Here is a 20,438-nt window from a genome sequence, read left to right on the forward strand (position 1 = left end):
CTGACACTAAACTGTGCAATGTGTCAGGAAAATCAACCCATGTGCGTCACTATCCAGTGCGCACAGGGGCTTTCATTGTCACCAATTCCTCGGACATGGTGGGGTGAACCGCAACCGTCCGGTCGAAGTCTTCTTTCGTCGCGCCCATCTTAACAGCGATACCTGCAAGCTGGATCATCTCGCCCGCGGCAGGGGCCACGATGTGACAGCCAAGCACTTTGCGTGTGGCCTGAGAGACGATCAGCTTCATCAAAACCCGCTCGCTGCGGCCTGCGAAGGCCTGCTGCATGGGTTTGAACGAGGTCGCATAGACTTCGATAGCTTCCTGTTCGCGCGCCTCTTCTTCAGACAGGCCAACGGTGCCCATCTCGGGCTGCGTAAAGATCGCAGTCGGGATCAGTTCGTGATCTGGCTTGGTCGGGTTGCCTTTGAACACGGTCTCGACAAATGCCATGCCTTCGCGAATGGCCACAGGCGTCAGGTTCACACGGTCTGTTACGTCGCCAATCGCATAAACAGAAGGCACCGCGGTCTGGCTGTAGTCATCCACGATGATCTCGCCCTTACGACCCAGCTCGATGCCCAGCGCCTCAAGGCCAAGGTCATCCGAGTTCGGCGAACGACCAGTTGCGAACATCACCTGATCAAACAGCTGCTCGTCGCCATTGGTTGCCTTAACCCAGATTTTGTCGCCTTCGCGTCGCATCTCTAGCACGTTGGTTCCAAGCTTCACATCAACGCCGCGCTGACACATTTCCTCCGACACCAATCCGCGTGCCTCGTCGTCAAAGCCGCGCAGGATCTGAGCACCGCGATAGTACTGAGTGGTTTTCACGCCCAGACCGTTCATGATGCCGGCAAACTCGGATGCAATGTATCCACCACCAACAATCAGGATCGACTCTGGCAGTTTTTCCAGATGGAAGATTTCGTTGCTGGAAATGCCCAGCTCGGCGCCAGGAAGCTCGGGCCAGACCGGACGGCCGCCCGTGGCGATCAGAATATGTTTTGCTGTTTTCTGCGTGCCATCTGCCAGCTCGACAGTATGAGCATCCGCCAGTTTGGCGCGCTGATCGAAGCTTTCGACGCCGCTGTTTTTCAGCAGGTTGCGATAGATGCCTTCCAGACGGTCCAGTTCGGCGTGCAGTTTGCCCTTAAAGCTTTCCCAATTGAACGCGCCGGGCTGGATATCCCAGCCGTAGCTTTGCGCATCTTCAACCATGCCGGAATATTCGCTGGCAAAGACCATCAGCTTTTTGGGCACACAGCCCCGAATAACACAGGTGCCGCCATAGCGGTCCTCTTCTGCCAGCGCCACTTTCGCGCCTTCAGCGGCCGCGACGCGCGCGGCACGAACGCCACCGGAGCCACCTCCGATGACAAAGAGATCATAATCAAAACTCATATTGGTCCTCAGTCTGCCAAATCAGAAAACACGTTTTCGCTTTCCACGAAATCCAGCATGTTTTCTTCAATCGTTCCTGCATTTATGTCGCGCACTTCGACTCTGCCATCCCCATAGCCGATCACAACTCTGTCACATATGTCGATAAACAGACCATTCTCGACGACACCCGGCATTTGGTTCAGAACCATCGCGGTCTGTTGCGCATTCCCGATGCGTTTCAGATGCAGATCCAGCACGTGATTTCCCTCGTCCGTGACAAAGGGCACATCGCCATTCATCCGCAGGGTCGAATTGCGGCTCAGCACATCCAGCGACACCAAGGTTTCTTCGATCAGCGCCTGAGTTGTTTGCCAGCCAAATGGAATGACCTCGACAGGCAGGGGAAACTGGCCCAGCGTTTCCACCTCTTTGCCGACGTCGGCAATAACGATCATCTGGTCGGACGCGGTTGCGACGATCTTTTCCTGCAACAGCGCCCCGCCGCCTCCTTTGATCAGATTCAAATCCCCGTCAAACTCATCTGCGCCATCGATGGTCAGATCCAGCCATTTGGCAGCATCAAGGCTCACCACTTCGATGCCTACGTCCCGCGCGAGTTCAGCCGTGCGTGTCGATGTTGGCACGCCTTTGATCTTCAGCCCCTCTTCGCGCACCAGCTCACCCAGGCATCGCACCATCCAAGCCGCCGTAGAGCCTGTTCCCAAACCAACCCGCATTCCGTCTTCGACAAATTCAACAGCCTTCTTGGCGGCAACGAATTTCGCCTTATCAATCGGAGAAAGTTCGGTGGACATACGCAGCTCCATCAATACCAGTTGCACAGGTTATAGGTGGAAACGGACTCGCTTGCGAGAGGCATTTCGGTGCAATTTCACGACAACCCCCAATTGAGCGCCGCATTCGCTGGAAACCGCGTCTTGTTTCCGATAGGAAACGTCGCAAACCACCGCATTGGATTCCCGAATTCTGCCTAGACTACTCCTATGACGTCGACCTACCGCCTTCACTATGCACCGGACAATGCGTCCCTTATTATTCGGCTTGCCCTCTTAGAGCTGGGGGCCGAGTTTGAGTGCGTGTTGGTCGACCGAGAAACCTCGGCGCAGAAATCAGCCGCCTATCTGGCGATCAATCCGGCCGGACGGATACCTGCCTTGGAAACCCCTGATGGCATCCTGTTTGAAACAGGCGCGATCCTTTTGTGGCTGGCCGATCGCCACAAGGCGCTGTTTCCAGCCGCTGACCACCCGGCACGAGGCGATGCGCTGAAGTGGCTGTTTTATGTGTCCAACACGTTGCATGCGAATTTGAACCTGCGGTTTTATCCCGACCAATACACCGATGACGCACAAGAAGCCCTGCGCGCCGGGGCCGTCCGCAACATCCAGCACAGCTTTACTCTGTTGGACAGCGTCGCGGCCGACCGTCCTATTTGGCTGAACGGAGAGACCGTCAGCATTCTTGATCTATATGTCGCGGCGACGCTGAGGTGGTCTCAGATCTACCCCGCCAAAGACTATGGACGCGTCACCCTGGATCCCTATCCACACCTCAAAGCTTTGGCGCAACGGCTCGAAGGTCGCGCCTCTGTTGCGGCGCTGATCGAGGCCGAAGGGCTTGGCGACACGCCGTTCAGCAATCCAGCAAACTTCTACTTGTACTAAAGCGAGACTGCCTGATGTTCCTCTCGGTATTTGAAATGTTCAAAGTGGGCATCGGCCCGTCGTCCTCTCATACGATGGGCCCCATGGTGGCCGCCGCGCGGTTTCTTGACATTATGCGCGCAAGCCCATTCCATTTTGCTGGTGTCAAAGCCAGCCTGCACGGCTCGCTTGCGTTTACAGGCGTTGGCCACGCAACAGACCGCGCCACGATCCTGGGGCTGGCAGGCTTTTTGCCCGACACCTATGACCACGAAAAAGCCGAGGCTGCCCTTGGCGAGATCCACCAAAGCCACACCCTGTCACCAGATGGGCTTGGCACGCTGGCGTTTAATCCCAAAGAAGATTTGCACTTTGATTTCGGGCCAGCCCTTGAAGGTCATGCCAACGGTATGATCCTTATGGCAACCGACACGCAGGGCGACGTCATCCTGCAAGAGACCTTCTATTCCATTGGCGGCGGCTTTGTTGTCACCGAAGCGGAACTGGCCTCGGGCAAAGATACCGACGAAGGCGCGCCTGTGCCTTATCCGTTCAAATCCGCCGCAGAGATGCTGCAAATGGCGGAACGGTCCGGCAAGTCCATCGCCGATATGAAACGCAGCAACGAAGTGTCGCGCGGCGGCTCTGACAATCTGGCAAAGGGCTGTGCGCGCATCTGGCAGGTTATGAACGACTGCATCGACCGAGGGCTGACCCACGATGGAACCCTGCCCGGTGGCTTGAACGTGCGTCGCCGCGCCAAGTCTATTCACGATGCTCTGTTGGCCGAGCGCGGCATGAACCTGACCGCGCCACACACCATCAACGACTGGATGAGCGCCTATGCGATGGCCGTCAACGAAGAGAACGCGGCCGGGGGCCAAGTGGTCACCGCCCCGACCAATGGCGCCGCGGGCGTGCTGCCGTCTGTGATGCGCTATTGGCTGGATCACGTCCCGGGCGCTACGCAGAGCCGCATCGACGAATTCCTGCTGACCGCAGCCGCGATTGGTGGTCTGGTGAAATTTAACGCATCGATCTCGGGCGCTGAGGCCGGGTGTCAGGCCGAGGTCGGCTCAGCCTCGGCGATGGCTGCCGCGGGTCTGTGCGCCGTTATGGGCGGCACACCAGAGCAAGTCGAGAACGCCGCTGAAATTGCACTGGAGCATCATCTGGGCATGACCTGCGATCCGGTCAAAGGGCTGGTCCAAGTCCCCTGCATCGAACGCAACGGCCTTGGCGCGGTGAAAGCTGTGTCTGCTGCGTCACTGGCCCTGCGCGGTGATGGCGATCACTTTGTGCCCCTGGATGCCTGCATTGAAACGATGCGTCAGATTGGCGAGGACATGCACGAAAAGTACAAAGAGACGTCTTTGGGCGGCCTCGCCGTCAACGTGCCAAACTGCTGATCAATTCCCAAGATTGGCAAACACACAGCCATCGCTTGCCAAAAGCGGTGGCGTCAGACACAGGCCCTTGGCCACAGAAAAGGCCGACAGAACCTTGGGCACATAATTGCGTGTCTCGGCAAACGGCGGAACACCCTGATTGTTCCGCACTGCGTTCTCGCCACTATTATAGGCCGCAAGGACAAGGATCGGATCTTCGCCGAATTCTCCCATCAGCCAATCCAGATACCGCACCCCGCCTGTGATGTTTTGTTTAACATCGAAGGGGTCAGACACATCAAACCGCTCGGCGGTTGCCGGAATCAATTGCATCAACCCCTGCGCACCGGCCCCGCTGACCGCATCAGCCTGCCCGCGCGATTCCACATAAATCACCGCCAGCGCCAGAGCCGGCGAAACATCCGTCCCGATGGTCGCGAGCATGATGTCCAACCCATAAAGCGTCACGATGTCCTGCAACGTTTGCAGTCGTGGTGGCGAGAGCGCCTCTTGCGCCGAGGGGGTCGAGAGCACTTCTAAGGCGTCAGACACGCGCCCCGGGCCGGATGACGTTGCCGTAGACGGATCGATCGCATCCCAGAACCATTCATAAAGAGACACCGGCGCCGCTTTGGGTGCGACGACATCCTGCGGCAAGATCGGCTCGGGCACCGTGGGCGCTGATTGGATTTGCACCGTAATCCGTTTTTTGGCCCCCGGCGCGGGCGGCTTGACCCTTTTGGCCGAGAATTCTGGGAATGCGGGTGCAGATTGCGCCCAAACACCCATTGGCCACGCCAGAATCGTCGCCAAAGCCAATATAGAGACCGCCCGAGTCACGTTTTTTCTGCCCTTTTGAACTTTCTTTGCAGAAGTATGGCACGTCAGACGCGCAAATTCGCAAAAAAGTGATCCCCCAGAGCGGGATTTCTGTGAAAACTGCAGCACCTCAGAGTTGAAAAATCACGGCTGCGCAGTACAAAAAACGCTTTGTCGAAAATATTATTGATTATTTTATTGTTTAATTACAGATGCTTGAAGAAAAATTTTGACAAAAAACCGAACCGCAAAAAATCGTGCCATTCGTGCCCCAATCGTGCCCCATTCTCAAAGCTATATATGCTCATACCAAGTCGGGAACAGGCCAATGAGAGAGAGCGGCCAACAACGGATCCGACAAGGTTCAACACACACTTAGAGATCCTATGGAGGGACACATCATGATCAAGTTTATCAAAAATTTCCGCAAAGACGAAAACGGCGCAGTAACAGTTGACTGGGTTGTTCTTACAGCAGCAGTCGTTGGTCTGGCAGTAGCAGCTTACTCCACCATCGAAACTCAGACAAACCAGCTGGCAGCTGACGTTGGCGCGACCATCGACACCCAGAACGTTGCCGTTTCTTCTACTCCAACTGGCGTAGCAGGCGGCACAGGCTCCTAATAGCCTAACCATCTGAACAAGATTTCGGCCGTGCCTTTCCCGGCGCGGCCGTTTTCACTCCAAGACATAATAAGTGGCCTCAGGCCCGCCCCGGAGAAGAATTCTCCAGCAAACGCCAAACCTTCTGAACGGGAGGATACGATGGCAAAATACTTCGAGCATTTCATTCGTGACGAACGCGGCGCTATTTCTGTCGAATGGGTCGTCCTGACCGCAGCCCTCGTCGGCCTTGCGGTGTCAGCAGGTACCATCGTTGAAACCGAGACGCATCAGCTTGCCGCCGATATTGGCGCGACAGTTCAGGCCTGGGATGTGACAACACCCGCCGCCTCAACAAGCGACTAAAGCCCCCCAAGAACGAGTATCGTCTGGCGCCACCGCGCCGGATTTTTTGCGCCCGACAGGGTGCTTTTGTGTTTAGACATTTCGCCCCAAAAGCAGCCCCCCCTTTCCGTTATTTCGCCACATTCTGCTGTCAGCTTGCCTGTGAATGCCCAAGCGGCACAGTTTTATGAGGGACCCCATGCGTGGTATTTTTGCAGTCGTTTTGCTCGTCGGTGTCGGCCTTGCCGGTTTCGCCGTCTATATGGCGCAAAACTATATCGAAGGTTATCAACGTGCCTTGGCGCAGGAACGCCAAGCGCAGAAGCCTGCGATCGAGACCGTCGACATCATGGTGGCCAATGCCTCTATGAAATACGGTGACAAACTTGATCCGCAAAACGTCTTGCTGATCAAATGGCCGGTGAATTCGATGCCTGCCGGTGTCTTTAAATCCGCAGACGCGCTGTTTCCCAACAATAATGCAGACGTCCGCCATGTCCTGCGCCCCATGGAGCCAGGCGAGCCGATTATGGCGCTTAAAATCTCTGAACCCGGCGAAGGCGCGGGTCTGACCACTCGTCTGTCCAAAGGCATGCGCGCATTTGCGATCCGTGTGGATGTGGCCAGCGGCGTGTCGGGCTTCTTGCGCCCCGGCGACCGGGTTGATGTTTATTGGACCGGCTCGGTGCGTGCCACCCGCGAAGGCGGCAACCGCGACATTACCAAGCTTATTCAAGCGGGTGTCGATCTGATTGCGATCGACCAGAATTCTGACGTGGACACCGCCGAAGGCCGTATTGCGCGCACAGTAACGGTGGCCGTCAGCCCCGAACAGGTGGCCGCACTCGCCCAGGCGCAGAACTCAGGCCGTCTATCCCTATCGCTGGTCGGTGCCGCTGATGACACGGTGGCGCAGACCATCGAAGTCGATCAGAAATCCCTGCTGGGGATCCAAGAAGAAGAAATCGTGGCTGAAGTGGCCGAGGAAGAAAAGGTCTGTACCATCCGAACCCGCCGCGGCGCGGATGTGGTCGAGATCGCAATCCCTTGTTCAAACTGAGTCATTTCAACTGATTAGCGGGGCGTCATTGTTTGACGCCCTTTGCATTTGAGGCACAGCGCATCACTTTCACAGGTTCAAAGCGCAAGAGAAGTCATTGATTCTTGCAAAAAAAGTGAAATTGGCGCATGGTGTTGGCAATCGTGGGCGCAAAGACCCGCAACAGAGGCGTGATCGAGAGGCAGGTCACATGACATATCGAAATATTCTTAAGGCGGCGCTCGTCGGAGCGACGCTGGCGTGTACACCCCTTCTAAGCACCATGAGTGCGGCTGAAACCTTGCGCGTGATGCGCAATGGCACAGGCTCTTTGTTGGGCGTTCCAATGAACCGCGCCGTTGTCGTAGAAAGCGACACCCCTTTCGCGGAGCTTTCCATCGCCAATCCGACGATTGCCGATATCTCGACCCTATCGGACCGCACGATTTACGTGCTGGGCAAGGCTCCGGGCACCACAACACTGACATTGCTGGATGCAAGCGGTCGCTTGATCACCAATGTCGACGTCCGCGTCGCCGCCGATATCAGCGAATTCAAAGAGCGCCTGCGCCAGATCTTGCCGAACGAAAAGATCGACGTGCGCACAGCCAACGACGGCATTGTTCTGTCGGGCACGGCCTCGAGCGCGCAGAAACTGCAACGCGCACTGGATCTTGCGGAACGCTACGCCCCCGAGCGCGTCAGCAACCTTATGACAGTTGGCGGCGTTCAGCAGGTGATGCTGAAGGTGCGCTTTGCTGAAATGCAGCGCTCTGTGTCCAAATCCCTGTCTTCGAGTGTTGCCATCACCGGCAACTCGGTACGCGGTGAGTCCGGCACTTGGCTCAGCGGTAGCAACGGGCTGGGTCAGGACATTACAGTCACCGATGGCGTCGCAGGCGGTATCGCGTTTGAATTTGGCGTTGGCAGCGTACAGCTTGGCATTCTTCTAGAAGCGCTCGAGCAACGCGGCATGGTGCGCACGCTCGCAGAACCAAACCTCAGCGCCTTGTCAGGCCAGCAAGCCACGTTCCATGCGGGCGGCGAGTATCCGATCCCCGTATCCCAAGACAACGGCACGATTTCCGTCGAGTTCAAACCCTTTGGCGTCAGCCTTCAGTTTGTACCACGCGTGATCGACGGCGATCTGATCAATCTGGAACTGAATACCGAAGTTTCGGCCTTGGATCCGACCAACGGTTTCACCAACGGCACGATCACAATTCAGGCGGTCAGCACCCGTAAGGCCTCGACAACGGTTGAAATGCGCGACGGAGAAAGCTTTGCGATTGCAGGCCTGCTGCGCGAAGATTTCCAAGACGCCACAAGCCAGCTTCCTTGGTTGGGCGACATTCCGATCCTGGGATCACTGTTCCGCAGCGCGTCTTTCCAGCGCAACCAATCCGAGCTGGTTATTATTGTGACGGCGCATCTGGTTACACCAACCGTCGGCGAGGCAATTGCCCTGCCCACCGACAGTGTTAAACCCCCGTCAGAACAGGATCTTTTCCTGCATGGACGCGTTGTGGCCAACAAGAAACCCAAAGGCGCAGCCGCCGAAGTTGCCAAACAAGATTTTGGCGGATCTTACGGCTATGTGCTGGACTAGGGAGCGCAGACTATGAAACATCTGATCGCCCTGCCCGCACTTGTACTGCTCGCAGCTTGTTCGACGCCTAAGGACACCTATAGCAACTGGTTTGGCGAAGTTGGCTCCGAGCTGGATCGCACGGGCCACTTCGGATCAGCAACCGCGCACAACACGGCAATCCATAACGGCGACAAGCAGTTCACCATCGATCTGGGCAACCGCTTTGCTGCAGAGGTCGACACAACTGTGACCTTCGCCTTCAACTCAGCAGTGCTGGACGCCACAGCCCGCGCAACACTGCGCCAGCAGGCTGACTGGATCAAACAATTCCCAGAAGTGCGCTTTAACGTCTATGGGCACACCGATGCGGTTGGCTCTGACGCCTATAACAAGCGTCTGGGCAAACGGCGCGCCAATGCGGTTGTGAATTACTTTGCCTCGCAAGGGATTTCACGTGATCGGCTCGAGGCTTTGGTGTCGTTTGGTGAAACCCAGCCGGTCATCGCAACGCAAGATCGCGAACGCCAAAACCGCCGTACCGTTACAGAGGTCTCAGGCTTTGTTGCCGGACATCCGAACGTGCTGGATGGCAAATACGCCGCCATTATTTATCGCGAATATGTAGCCAGCGCGGTGCCTCTGCCGACCGCGGCCGTGCCATCAACCAACGAATAACTCGAATTCAAGCGGCAGCATAAGTCGCAATTTTGAACTGGGCCCGCCTCTGGCGGGTCTTTTCATGTCGGGTTGGCGGTTCTTCAGGAATGTCAAAACACGCGAAACAATCGCGATGACCAGACAGAATTTCCGCATTTAGACGCCCTTTTCGCCCAATTTCCGCCCCACTTCGCCGTCAAAAACAGTCTGAAGGATGACCATGTCCGCACGAGTCGGACACAGGCAACGCCAAAAAAACAAAACAGGCAGCGTCTGCATCTAAGGAATAGGCAATGAAGAGTGGTTTGAAAGTCGAATCTGATCCGCGCCCGATCCTGGCCTGTACGGTCTGTCGGGATGTGCAGAATTTTGACTTGCTCATCGTAGATATGGAAGAAGTCATGGGCGACCAGTGGGGCGACCTTGGCTTTTCTGATGCGCTGACCTTCTTTGATCAGGCCGAAGCCCAGCACCTAGAATTTATCGCCCTCGCGATTGACGATCTGGACGAAGATGAACCCGAACTGCTGAAACGCGTGGTCATCGAAGCCAAAAAACGCGGCATTCGCACACTTTTGATCGCCGAGGACGTCACCCCCGCCCTGCTGCACCAACTGCTGCGCATGGGTGCCGACGAATTTATCCCCTATCCACCGCCATCAGGCGAACTGATGGACATCGTCGAAACACTGCGCCAGGCAGAAGACGTGGTGGACGAAATCCCCGAGGCGGTCCCTGCGGCCGAACCCGAGGCAGTGCCTGCTGTTGCAGCCGTGCCTGACGCGGCCCCGGATGCAGAGGCCGCGCACTCGGTGAGCCTTAAGAAAGACGCCCCCGAAGCGCATGGGGTTCTGATAGCAACCCATGGTCTTGCCGGCGGCGTTGGGGCCTCGACCCTGTCCACCAATCTGGCCTGGGAACTGGCAACTGTTTCCAAAAAGAACGCACCAACGGTTTGCCTGATCGATCTGGATCTGCAGTTTGGCTCTGTGTCCACCTATCTGGACCTGCCCCGCCGCGACGCGGTACTCGAGCTTTTGACAGACACTGAAAGCATGGACAGCGAAAGCTTTGGCCAGGCGCTGCAAAAATACGAAGACAAGCTGAACGTTCTGACCTCGCCCACCGATATGGTGCCGCTGGATCTGATCTCGAACGAAGACGTTCAACGTGTTCTGGACATCGCCTGCCGCCACTTTGATTTCGTCGTGGTCGACATGCCGACAACCATCGTGCAGTGGACTGAAGTGGTCCTGCAAGCCGCCCATGTCTATTTCGCACTGACCGACATCGACATGCGCTCGGCGCAGAACACAATGCGGATGAAACGTGCCTTGCAGGCCGAAGAAATGCCGTTTGAAAAACTGCGCTATGTGCTTAACCGCGCACCAAAATTCACCGATCTGTCTGGGAAGTCTCGCATCAAACGGATGTCTGAGAGCCTTGGCATCTCGATGGAAGTTCAGCTGCCTGATGGCGGCAAAGCAGTTCAGGCGTCCGGAGACCACGGACAACCATTGGCGCTGTCAGCGTCCAAAAACCCGCTTCGTCGGGAAATCGCAAAACTCGCGCAAAGCCTTGCAGAGCTCGAAGAAAAATCAGCGCGTGTTGGGTAGAGGATAAAGAGCATGTTCAGCCGTTATAAAAAAGACGCCAAAGCCAAACCGGTAAACGCGACGCCAAAGGCCGCGGAGCCCGCGCCTCAGGTCGCCGAAAAACCCCCAGTGGACGCAACGCTACGCAAACCGATGCCGCTGGCCCGCGCACAGGCGCAGGCCTCGGACAAGGACCGCAAGCGCAAAGAGCGGTTGCAGGAAATCAAACTGGATCTGCACCGCGAGCTGCTGGACAACCTGAACCTCGCCGCACTTGAAAAAGCCTCGGAAAACGAGCTGCGCACGGAAATCGGCGCCATCTCGACCGAAGTGCTTGAAGACAAAGCGATTGTCCTGAACCGTCAGGAACGCAATCAGCTGTTTCAAGAACTCTATAACGAGGTCACAGGCCTTGGTCCGTTGGAAACATTGCTGCAGGATGAAAGCGTCAACGACATTCTGGTGAACGGCCCACAACAGATTTTTGTAGAACGCTCAGGCAAGCTGGAACTGACAGACATCACCTTCAAAGACGAAAAGCACCTGTTGCGGATCATCGACAAGATCGTGTCCGCCGTCGGCCGTCGCGTCGATGAATCCAACCCCTATGTGGATGCGCGTCTGGCCGATGGTTCGCGCTTTAACGCGATGGTGCCGCCGATTGCCGTGGACGACTCTCTGGTCTCTATTCGTAAGTTTAAGAAAGACAAACTGGGCATCGACGATCTTGTCGGCTTTGGCGCGTTTTCCGAGGAAATGGCCGCCTATCTTCAGGCCGCTGTTGCGACCCGATTGAATGTGATCGTCTCAGGCGGTACCGGCTCTGGTAAGACCACAACGCTGAATGCGCTGTCGTCGTTCATCGACAACGCCGAGCGGATCCTGACAATCGAGGATACAGCGGAACTTCAGCTGCAACAGACCCATGTCGGACGTATGGAAAGCCGCCCTCCAAACGTAGAAGGCAAAGGCGAAGTTTCCCCGCGCGACTGTCTGAAAAACGCCCTGCGGATGCGTCCGGACCGCATTATCGTAGGCGAGACCCGCGGCGAAGAAGTCATCGACATGCTTCAGGCGATGAACACCGGCCACGACGGATCCATGACGACGATCCACGCCAACTCTGCGCGTGATGGTGTCAGCCGTCTTGAAAACATGATCGCAATGGCCGGTATTGAAATGCCGATCAAGGCCGTGCGGTCCCAGATTTCTTCGGCTGTGAACCTGATCGTACAGGCCAGCCGCCTGCAAGACGGCAGCCGCCGTATGACATCGATCACCGAAATTACCGGCATGGAGGGCGACGTGATCTCGATGCAAGAGGTGTTCAAGTTCCAGCGCACCGGCCTGACCCCGGAAAACAAAATCCTGGGCCATTTCACGGCGACCGGTGTGCGCAGCCATTATTCTGAACGTTTCCGCATGTGGGGCTATGACCTGCCTGCGCAAATCTATGAACCAACAGTAGGATAAGTCAGATGCCGATTAGCCCGGAACTTCTTATTTATGGTTTGATTTTTGTTGGTGTCGTCGTTCTGGTCGAAGGCGCGTATCTGACGGTCTTTGGCAAATCCATCAGCCTGAACAACCGCGTCAGCCGCCGGTTGGACATGATGGAAAAAGGCGCGAAACGTCAGGACGTTTTGGAACAGCTGCGCAAGGAAATGGCGGCACACGCCAAAACCGGCGGTATTCCTCTTTATTCCCTGTTGGCTTCCAAGGCCCAGAAAGCCGCCATCGCCTTTTCGCCCCAGCAACTGATTATGATTATGGGCGCGCTGGCGGGACTGGCCTTTATGGCCATGACGATTGCCACGAACACAGGCCCACTGATCAACGCGGTGATTGCCGTCGCTGTAGGTGTCGGCGGCGTCTATCTATGGGTGTCGATGAAGGCCAACAAACGCATGGCGCTGATCGAAGAGCAACTGCCGGATGCTATCGAACTGATGGTCCGCAGCCTGAAAGTCGGCCACCCGTTCTCATCCGCGGTTCAGATCGTCGCCAAAGAGCTGCCAGATCCACTGGCCACCGAATTTGGCATGATCGCCGACGAAAGCGCCTATGGCCGCGACGTCTCGGAAGCTCTCAAAGAGATGGCAGAGCGACTGGACATGCAGGACATGCGGTTCCTTGCGGTTGCGGTTGCGATCCAGCAGCAATCAGGCGGTAACCTTGCCGAGATTCTGGCAGGTCTGTCCAAAGTCATCCGCGCCCGTTTCCGCCTGTTCCGCCGGGTCAAAGCGATCACCGCCGAAGCACAGTGGTCCGGTAAGTTTCTATCAGGCTTCCCTGTTGCGGCCCTGATCTTCATCAACGTCAGCGACCCGAACTACTATGACGGCGTCCGCGACCACCCCTTGTTCATCACCGGCTGTATCGCCGTGGGGGCATTCCTTGCCGCCAACCTCTTTGTGATGCGCATTCTGACGAACATCAAAGTGTAAGGAACGCGATATGCCCATTTTTGACACTTTGAACACGATCCTGACCGGCGCGCTTGGCCCCTTTGGACCGATCATCGCCGTGGGTGTTCTGGGCCTTGGCATTATCGCCATCGCCATCCTGCTGATGCTGAAAGAGCGCGACGACCCCATGGCGCGTCTGGCCAATGCCGGCCGCGAAGGGGCAGTTGCCAAGAAAGAAACCAAGAAAGAGAAGTTGCGCCGCGCGTCACCAAACGAAAAGCTGGCCAAATACAAAGCCTTTCTGGAGCCGCAAAACCAGGAAGAACTCTCTTCGGTGCGCTTGAAACTTATTCAGGCGGGGTATCAATCTCAGGACGCGGTGCGCGCGTTTTATCTGGCTCAGATGGGCCTTGGACTGATCGGTCTGGTGCTGGGCGTGGCCTATTTCGTGACCTCGATGGACACGGATGCAGCCACAACGCAGCAGACCATCATGTATGTTCTGGGCCCAGGTGCGGTTGGATATTTCCTGCCAAAATACTGGATCACCCGCCGCGTCGAAGCCCGCAAAGAGGAAATCACCTACGGGTTTCCGGACAGTCTGGACATGATGCTTGTCTGCGTCGAAGCTGGTCAATCGATGGATCAGGCCATTATCCGGGTGGCTTCGGAATTGCGCGCCTCATACCCGGCACTGGCGGACGAATATGAAATCGTCGCCCACGAAATGAAGGCCGGTAAGGACAAAAGCCAGGTTCTGACAGACATGGGCGAGCGCTGTGGCGTGCCAGATGTCTCGAGTTTTGTCACTGTGATGAACCAGTCGCAGTCTTTCGGCACACCCATTTCCGAAGCTCTGCGGGTCTATTCCGGTGAAATGCGTGACAAACGCGTGATGCGCGCCGAAGAGGCCGCAAACAAGTTGCCAACAAAGATGACCCTTGCCACAATGATGCTGACGGTGCCACCGCTTCTGATCATTCTGGTCGCCCCGTCGGTCGCGAATATCGCAAACTTTGGCGGGTAACGGGCAACAATGATACGACTACCGGGGACAGGCACTCTGGCCCCACTTCTTCTGACGCTGTCTTTGGCCGCCTGCAACACGGGCGGCCTTGGCGCATCCAAAGATACCCCTTTTGCGCCCGATGTCGACGCGCGCGGCACAGCGGTCGACCCTCTGTTGGTGGGACATCGACTGATGGAGGCAGGCGAGTTTGAACTTGCTCTGAAATCCTATACGCGCGCGGCAGGCCAGCAGGGATTTACCGCCGATGTGCTCGCCTCTCTCGCGACGGCCAATATCGGATTGGGCCGTTTGGGTCAGGCCGAAACCCAATTGCGCCAAGCCATCAAGGTCAATGAAACACGCCCCGAAATCTGGAACAATCTGGGGGTTGTGCTGATCGAACAGGGCGAAACTGCCGAAGCCGCTCAGATTTTCCGCAAGGCCTATGCGATGGACAATGGCCAAAGTGACTCAGTTCGGGACAATTTGCGCTTAGCGCTCGCAAAATTGGAAAATTCCGCCTATGATGGCGAACAATTAGATCAAGAGTTCAAACTGGTGCGTTTGGGAAATGGGGGCTACCTGCTGACCGGCACGCCATAATTGGACAGGGCAAGAGCAGTAAAGGACGCAGAAAATGCGCCATTTGACCCTTATCGGCCTTGGGCTAAGTGCATCGCTTGTTTTGGCGGGCTGTCAAAAAGCCACCGAAGCCGAAGTGGAGCGCGCCGTCGAAGCGATTAACGCTGTCGACGAAGCCAATATGAACGATATCATGCTGACGATGGCCGATCCGGCTGAATCCGTCGCGTATTTCTCGAAAAAGGCCGCCGAAGACCCCAAACGCATCGATTTCCAACGGGGATGGGCCGTGTCTCTGGTGCGCGCGAAACGCGCCGAAGAGGGCGTTGCCGCGTGGAAACGTGTGGTCAAACTGCCCGAGGCGACGCTGGACGATCAGGTCGATCTGGCAGACGCGCTGATCCGCGCAGGTCGCTGGGAAGAGGCTGACAAAGTGCTGGACGGAGTACCGCCGACGCACGAAAGCTTTAAGCGTTATCGTCTGGAAGCCATCGTTGCAGACAGCAATCAGGAATGGAACAAAGCCGATAGTTTCTATGAGATTGCCGTCGGTCTGACGACCCGCCCTGCCGGGGTTCTGAACAACTGGGGCTATTCCAAACTCAGCCGCGGAGATTTCACCGCCGCCGAGCGCTTGTTCATGGATTCACTGCGCAATGACGACAGCCTGTTCACCGCCAAGAACAACCTGGTTCTGGCACGGGGTGCACAGCGCAATTATACCCTGCCGGTGATCCCACTTGAGCAAACCGAGAAAGCGCAATTGCTGCACACGCTCGCGTTGTCAGCGATCAAACAGGGTGACGTTCAGACCGGCAAAGCGTTGTTGCGCGAAGCCATCGACACGCACCCGCAGCATTTCGAAGCGGCCGTGCGTTCGTTGCGCGCGTTGGAAAGCAGCTGATGTCTCTGACTCCTTGGGCGGCGGCGTGGTTTCTGCCCTTTGTCGTTCCGATTTGTCTGTATGTTGCCTATAGCGACATGAAATCCATGCGCATCCCGAACCCTTCGGTGGTGGCACTGTTCGCAGTGTTCGCGGTCGTTGGGCTGATTGCCCTGCCCTTTGACGTCTATCTGTGGCGATACACCCACCTTGTGGTGGCGCTGTTGATTGGGATGGGGTTGAACGCTGGCGGGCTGGTGGGCGCGGGCGACGCCAAATTCGTTGCAGCGGCAGCGCCTTTTGTAGCGCTGAGCGACCTGTCCCAGATCGCACTGATCTTTGCCACCGCCTTGCTTGCGGCATGGGCCGCCCACAGGGTCGCAAAACACACGGGCCTTCGGCGGCTCTTTCCAGATTGGGACAGCTGGAACATGAAGAAAGACTTCCCAATGGGTCTGGCCCTTGGCCCAGCGTTGATCATTTATCTGGCCACGCCCTTTATTTAAATACATGAAATAAAAGAAATTATTTCTCTCAACTTGTTTTGGGACGTGAAAAAGCCTGCCTATTCGTCTTTAAATTTGCCACCCCGCTGCCCCAATTTCGCCACGGGTGCCTTGCAAGTTAAGGCCAAGACTATCTGAGGCCTATTCATGAATATCCAACTCAACGACACGACAGTGACACCCCCTCCCGCTCCAAAGCGCATGGAGGATATGAAACTGCCCATCGTGATGATGCGCGATATTCTGATTAAAACCATGTTCCGCAAGAACGTGACGCTGGTCAGCGAGGTCGCCGCTGCAATTTGTTTGCCGACGGCTGTCACACAGGAACTGATCGACCTGGCCCGCGGACAAAAATTCCTCGAGGCCACCGGCACTCTAAACGCCAATAACGCCAACGAGATGGGCTATCAGCTCACCGACGAAGGCAACGCCCGCGCGCAGGACGCCTTGGCGCAATCGGAATACTATGGTGCGATGCCCGTGCCGTTGGACGTCTATGCCGAGCAGGTCAAACGCCAGTCGATCCGCAACATTCAAGTCACCCGGACCCAGTTGACTGATGCCATGGGGCACCTGGTGTTGCCCGACAATCTGCTGGATCACCTTGGCCCTGCGGTCTCTGCGGGTCGCTCGATTTTGATGTATGGCCCTCCGGGGAATGGTAAATCCTCGATCTCTAACGGTATCCGAGACTCGTTGGGCGACAAGATCTTTGTGCCACGCGCTGTTGAATATGCCGGTCAGGTGATCACCGTCTACGACCCCATCGTGCATTCCAAAGCCGAGGCCGAGGGCGAAGGAGAAGACCGCTTTGCCCTGCGTCTGCGTCGCGAGTTTGACACCCGCTATGTGCGCTGTGACCGCCCAACGGTTGTCACCGGCGGCGAGCTTACGCTGGACATGCTGGATCTGGTCTATAGCCCCGTTGCGCGCACCTATCAGGCCCCACTGCAACTGAAGGCCGCCGGCGGCGTCTTTATCGTGGATGACCTTGGCCGCCAGCAGGAACCGCCTCAAGCGCTGATCAACCGCTGGATTGTGCCCTTGGAAGAGGGCCGCGACATCCTTGCGCTTCAATCGGGTGAAAAATTCGAAACGCCTTTTGACACGCTGGTGATCTTTTCGACCAACTTCCACCCCAATGAAATCTTTGACCAAGCCGCGCTGCGCCGTATCTTTTTCAAGATCAAGGTCGATGGCCCGAGTCAGGAAGACTATCTCAAGATTTTTGGTCTGGTCGCCCGCGCCAAAGGATTGCAGCTGGATGAACAGGCCCTCGTGCACCTGATGAAGACCCGCTATCCCGAGATCGACAATGTCTATGCAAACTATCAGCCCGGCTTCCTGATCGACCAGATGATCTCGATCTGTGACTTCGAGGCGATGCCTCGCCAAATGTCGCCAGATCTGATTGATCGGGCCTGGGCGAATATGTTTGTGAAAGACGAGGAAATCACAAAGTAGGTCTTCCTCCATTGCGCCGGGGCAGTATTTCCGTCATGACACTTGCATGACACCCCGTATCAAAGCACTCGCCGTTCATTTGCTCACCGCCTCTGGCGCTGTGTTCGCCATGCTGGCCATGCTCGCCGCCGTCGACGCGAAGTGGAGCCTTATGTTCCTATGGCTTGTGGTCGCTTTTGCGGTGGATGGCATCGACGGGCCTTTGGCACGCAAATACGATGTCAAAACCAACGCCGCCGAATTTGATGGCGTGCTGTTGGATCTGATTATCGACTATCTGACCTATGTCTTCATTCCGGCCTTCGCGCTTTTCAAATCGGGTCTCATGGCAGGCTGGACGGGCTGGTTTGCGATCATCGTCATCACCTTTGCCAGCGCGCTGTATTTCGCAGACACCCGCATGAAAACAAAAGATAATTCCTTTTCGGGCTTTCCTGGCTGCTGGAACATGCTGATCATTGTGATTTTTGCAATCGAGCCGAACTTCTGGGTCTCACTGGCACTGGTCAGCGCGCTATCGCTGGCAATGTTCCTGCCTTTGCGGTTCATTCATCCGGTCAGAACCGAACGCTGGCGCGCTGTGTCCTTGCCTATGGCACTGGCTTGGACAATCTTTGCCGGTTGGGCCGCTTGGGTCGATTTCCACCCGCAAAGCTGGGCGCATTGGGGGTTGATCGTGACCTCTGTCTATCTGGTCAGCGTCGGCGTCGTGCAGCAGATCATTCCAGAACGCCGCTAAATCAGTAGACCTGCTGCACCCTCGTGACGCAGCAAGGTGACCTTGGTCTCGACCCCACCAGCGCCAGAGAACCCTGTCAATTTACCACCCGCCCCCATGACACGGTGACAGGGAATGATGATCGGGATCGGATTGCCACCACACGCTCCACCCACCGGTTGCGCAGGCACGCCTAGCGCTTTGGCGATGTCGCCATAGGTGACCGTGTCACCAAACGGTATTTTCAGCATCTCTTCACAGACTGCGCGCTGGAAATCACTGCCATGCACCTCAAGCGGCAGATCAAACGCGGTCAGGTCGCCTGCGAAGTAGGCCGCCAGCTGCGCGACGGCCTGTGACAAAACATCGGCGTGCCCCTCAGGGGCACCGCCCCAGCTTAACCGAGTGATTTTGCCATTTTCTTCTGTGATAGAAAGACGCCCGACGGGGCTGTCAAAACATGCAACTGCCATAGGGCAACTGTTTCAAATGGGTGCGCCAAACGCAACCCGCGCAACGATTTGCGCCGCGCGGCCCGGCTCCCCCGTGGGGGCGGGCCGCGCGTGTGTTTTAAAACAGACCAGCGGCCCGCAATTCACGCAAAGCGTTTGCGTCACGCAATGTCACGTCCGGGAAATCCGGGTCCGTGCCGACTTCGGGCATGATCTTCCAGGAGCGCTGACATTTGTTGCCCTCGGCCTTGGCAAAGACCACTGCAACACCGTCGACCTCTGGCACCGTAAAGGCGCTCTCAGGTGCTGCGCCTTCCACCACGGAAATCGCAGAGGTGATGCAGACGTCCTCAAAGGTCACCGACTGCAACAGCGCGGCCAAATCGGCATCCGTTACATAAACCACGGGAGCGGCCTCCAGCGACGAGCCGATCACCTTGTTGGTGCGTTCGACTTCCAAGGCGGCCGTTACGACACGGCGCGCGGCGCGCACTTTGGACCATTTCTCAGCCAGATCCGCATCCAGCCACGCAGTCGGTGTCTCTGGCATGTCCACCAGGTGAATAGAGCTGCCCTCCTCGGGGAAACGCTCAAGCCAGACCTCTTCCATCGTGAAGACAAGGATCGGCGCCAGCCACGTGGTCAGGCGTTCAAACAGGATGTCCATAACCGTGCGTGCCGAGCGGCGACGCAACGTGTTGCCGTCACAGTAAAGCGCGTCTTTGCGGATATCGAAGTAGAACGCCGACAGATCCACGGTCGGGAAATTGAAGATCGCGGAATAGACCCCTTGGAAATCAAAGGCCTGATAGCCTTCGCGGACCTTCACATCCAACTCCGCCAAGCGGTGCAGCACCCAGCGCTCCAGCTCTGGCATCTCGCTTGGATCAACGCGGTCTGCCTCGGTGAAATTGCCCAGCGCACCCAGCATATACCGCATGGTGTTGCGCAGGCGGCGATAGCCATCGGCCACGCCCTTCAGGATCTCAGGCCCGATCCGCTGGTCGGCTGTATAGTCAGTCTGCGCCACCCAAAGACGCAGGATATCGGCACCGTACTGTTTGATGACCTCTTCAGGCACAATCGTGTTGCCCAAAGACTTGGACATCTTCATGCCCTTCTCATCCAGAGTGAAACCATGGGTCACCACGTTGCGATACGGTGCGCGGCCCTTGGTGCCACAGGCCTGCAACAGCGAGCTGTGGAACCAGCCGCGGTGCTGGTCGGTGCCTTCCATATAGACATCCGCAATACCGTCCTCGGTACCATCCTCACGATCGCGCAGCACGAAAGAGTGGGTAGAACCTGAGTCAAACCACACGTCCA

General features: G+C 56.8%; 21 protein-coding genes. 16 read left to right on the forward strand and 5 right to left on the reverse strand.

What is annotated here, in order from left to right:
• Positions 1–49 precede the first annotated feature (49 nt).
• Positions 50–1,405, reverse strand: coding sequence for a glutathione-disulfide reductase (gene gor / locus ACEQWH_RS06585; protein ID WP_370229054.1), 1,356 nt, complete (start codon positions 1,403–1,405; stop codon positions 50–52).
• Between the two features lie 8 nt (positions 1,406–1,413).
• The gene (rpiA, locus tag ACEQWH_RS06590; RefSeq protein WP_370229055.1) at positions 1,414–2,202 is read right to left on the reverse strand and encodes a ribose-5-phosphate isomerase RpiA; all 789 of its coding nucleotides are present in this window, start codon (positions 2,200–2,202) and stop codon (positions 1,414–1,416) included.
• Positions 2,203–2,391: 189 nt separating this feature from the next.
• Here rpiA and ACEQWH_RS06595 point away from each other — a divergent pair, with 189 nt between their 5' ends.
• Together ACEQWH_RS06595 and ACEQWH_RS06600 are read left to right on the forward strand one after the other, a co-directional pair.
• Positions 2,392–3,072 (forward strand): glutathione S-transferase family protein, encoded by a 681-nt coding sequence (locus ACEQWH_RS06595; RefSeq protein WP_370229057.1) that lies wholly within the window; start codon positions 2,392–2,394, stop codon positions 3,070–3,072.
• Positions 3,073–3,086: 14 nt separating this feature from the next.
• The gene (locus tag ACEQWH_RS06600) at positions 3,087–4,460 is read left to right on the forward strand and encodes an L-serine ammonia-lyase (RefSeq protein WP_370229059.1); all 1,374 of its coding nucleotides are present in this window, start codon (positions 3,087–3,089) and stop codon (positions 4,458–4,460) included.
• On the opposite strand, the gene ACEQWH_RS06605 is transcribed toward ACEQWH_RS06600, so the two are convergent.
• A complete protein-coding gene (locus ACEQWH_RS06605) occupies positions 4,461–5,228 on the reverse strand; it encodes a lytic transglycosylase domain-containing protein (RefSeq protein WP_370229080.1) in 768 nt (255 codons plus the stop codon).
• Between the two features lie 431 nt (positions 5,229–5,659).
• On the opposite strand from ACEQWH_RS06605, the gene ACEQWH_RS06610 reads away from it, so the two are divergent.
• The 14 genes from ACEQWH_RS06610 (at position 5,660) to ACEQWH_RS06675 (ending at position 18,681) form a co-directional block, all read left to right on the forward strand.
• Complete coding sequence (locus ACEQWH_RS06610; RefSeq protein WP_370229060.1) at positions 5,660–5,881, forward strand: hypothetical protein; 222 nt, start codon at positions 5,660–5,662, stop codon at positions 5,879–5,881.
• Between the two features lie 141 nt (positions 5,882–6,022).
• Entirely contained in the window at positions 6,023–6,226 is a 204-nt protein-coding gene (locus ACEQWH_RS06615) for a Flp family type IVb pilin (RefSeq protein WP_370229061.1), read from the forward strand.
• A gap of 178 nt (positions 6,227–6,404) precedes the next feature.
• Positions 6,405–7,265, forward strand: coding sequence for a Flp pilus assembly protein CpaB (cpaB, locus tag ACEQWH_RS06620; protein ID WP_370229063.1), 861 nt, complete (start codon positions 6,405–6,407; stop codon positions 7,263–7,265).
• 190 nt (positions 7,266–7,455) lie between these two features.
• Positions 7,456–8,853, forward strand: a complete 1,398-nt coding sequence (locus ACEQWH_RS06625; RefSeq protein ID WP_370229064.1) for a type II and III secretion system protein family protein — start codon at positions 7,456–7,458, stop codon at positions 8,851–8,853.
• A gap of 12 nt (positions 8,854–8,865) precedes the next feature.
• Positions 8,866–9,510: an OmpA family protein gene (locus ACEQWH_RS06630; protein WP_370229065.1), complete on the forward strand. Its 645-nt coding sequence runs from the start codon at positions 8,866–8,868 to the stop codon at positions 9,508–9,510.
• Positions 9,511–9,785: 275 nt separating this feature from the next.
• Positions 9,786–11,108 (forward strand): CpaE family protein, encoded by a 1,323-nt coding sequence (locus tag ACEQWH_RS06635; RefSeq protein ID WP_370229066.1) that lies wholly within the window; start codon positions 9,786–9,788, stop codon positions 11,106–11,108.
• A gap of 12 nt (positions 11,109–11,120) precedes the next feature.
• The gene (locus ACEQWH_RS06640) at positions 11,121–12,560 is read left to right on the forward strand and encodes a CpaF family protein (protein ID WP_370229067.1); all 1,440 of its coding nucleotides are present in this window, start codon (positions 11,121–11,123) and stop codon (positions 12,558–12,560) included.
• A gap of 5 nt (positions 12,561–12,565) precedes the next feature.
• Complete coding sequence (locus ACEQWH_RS06645; RefSeq protein ID WP_370229068.1) at positions 12,566–13,534, forward strand: type II secretion system F family protein; 969 nt, start codon at positions 12,566–12,568, stop codon at positions 13,532–13,534.
• 10 nt (positions 13,535–13,544) lie between these two features.
• Positions 13,545–14,522: a type II secretion system F family protein gene (locus ACEQWH_RS06650; protein WP_370229069.1), complete on the forward strand. Its 978-nt coding sequence runs from the start codon at positions 13,545–13,547 to the stop codon at positions 14,520–14,522.
• 9 nt (positions 14,523–14,531) lie between these two features.
• Complete coding sequence (locus tag ACEQWH_RS06655; RefSeq protein ID WP_370229070.1) at positions 14,532–15,107, forward strand: tetratricopeptide repeat protein; 576 nt, start codon at positions 14,532–14,534, stop codon at positions 15,105–15,107.
• A gap of 34 nt (positions 15,108–15,141) precedes the next feature.
• The gene (locus ACEQWH_RS06660) at positions 15,142–15,990 is read left to right on the forward strand and encodes a tetratricopeptide repeat protein (protein WP_370229071.1); all 849 of its coding nucleotides are present in this window, start codon (positions 15,142–15,144) and stop codon (positions 15,988–15,990) included.
• Positions 15,990–16,475 (forward strand): prepilin peptidase, encoded by a 486-nt coding sequence (locus ACEQWH_RS06665; RefSeq protein WP_370229072.1) that lies wholly within the window; start codon positions 15,990–15,992, stop codon positions 16,473–16,475. The genes ACEQWH_RS06660 and ACEQWH_RS06665 overlap by 1 nt, the downstream gene beginning before the upstream one ends.
• Positions 16,476–16,622: 147 nt before the next feature.
• Complete coding sequence (locus ACEQWH_RS06670) at positions 16,623–17,942, forward strand: ATPase (protein WP_370229074.1); 1,320 nt, start codon at positions 16,623–16,625, stop codon at positions 17,940–17,942.
• Between the two features lie 46 nt (positions 17,943–17,988).
• Positions 17,989–18,681, forward strand: coding sequence for a phosphatidylcholine/phosphatidylserine synthase (locus ACEQWH_RS06675; protein WP_370229075.1), 693 nt, complete (start codon positions 17,989–17,991; stop codon positions 18,679–18,681).
• Here the strand turns inward: ACEQWH_RS06675 and ACEQWH_RS06680 are convergent.
• A complete protein-coding gene (locus ACEQWH_RS06680; RefSeq protein ID WP_370229076.1) occupies positions 18,678–19,133 on the reverse strand; it encodes a methylated-DNA--[protein]-cysteine S-methyltransferase in 456 nt (151 codons plus the stop codon). The two genes, ACEQWH_RS06675 and ACEQWH_RS06680, sit on opposite strands and share 4 nt — an antisense overlap.
• 97 nt (positions 19,134–19,230) lie before the next feature.
• Positions 19,231–20,438, reverse strand: a 1,208-nt coding sequence (locus tag ACEQWH_RS06685) for a class I tRNA ligase family protein (protein ID WP_370229078.1), incomplete at its 5' end; no start/stop codon positions are given.

Source organism: Cognatishimia sp. (assembly GCF_964229375.1).
Taxonomy (GTDB): Bacteria; Pseudomonadota; Alphaproteobacteria; order Rhodobacterales; family Rhodobacteraceae; genus Cognatishimia.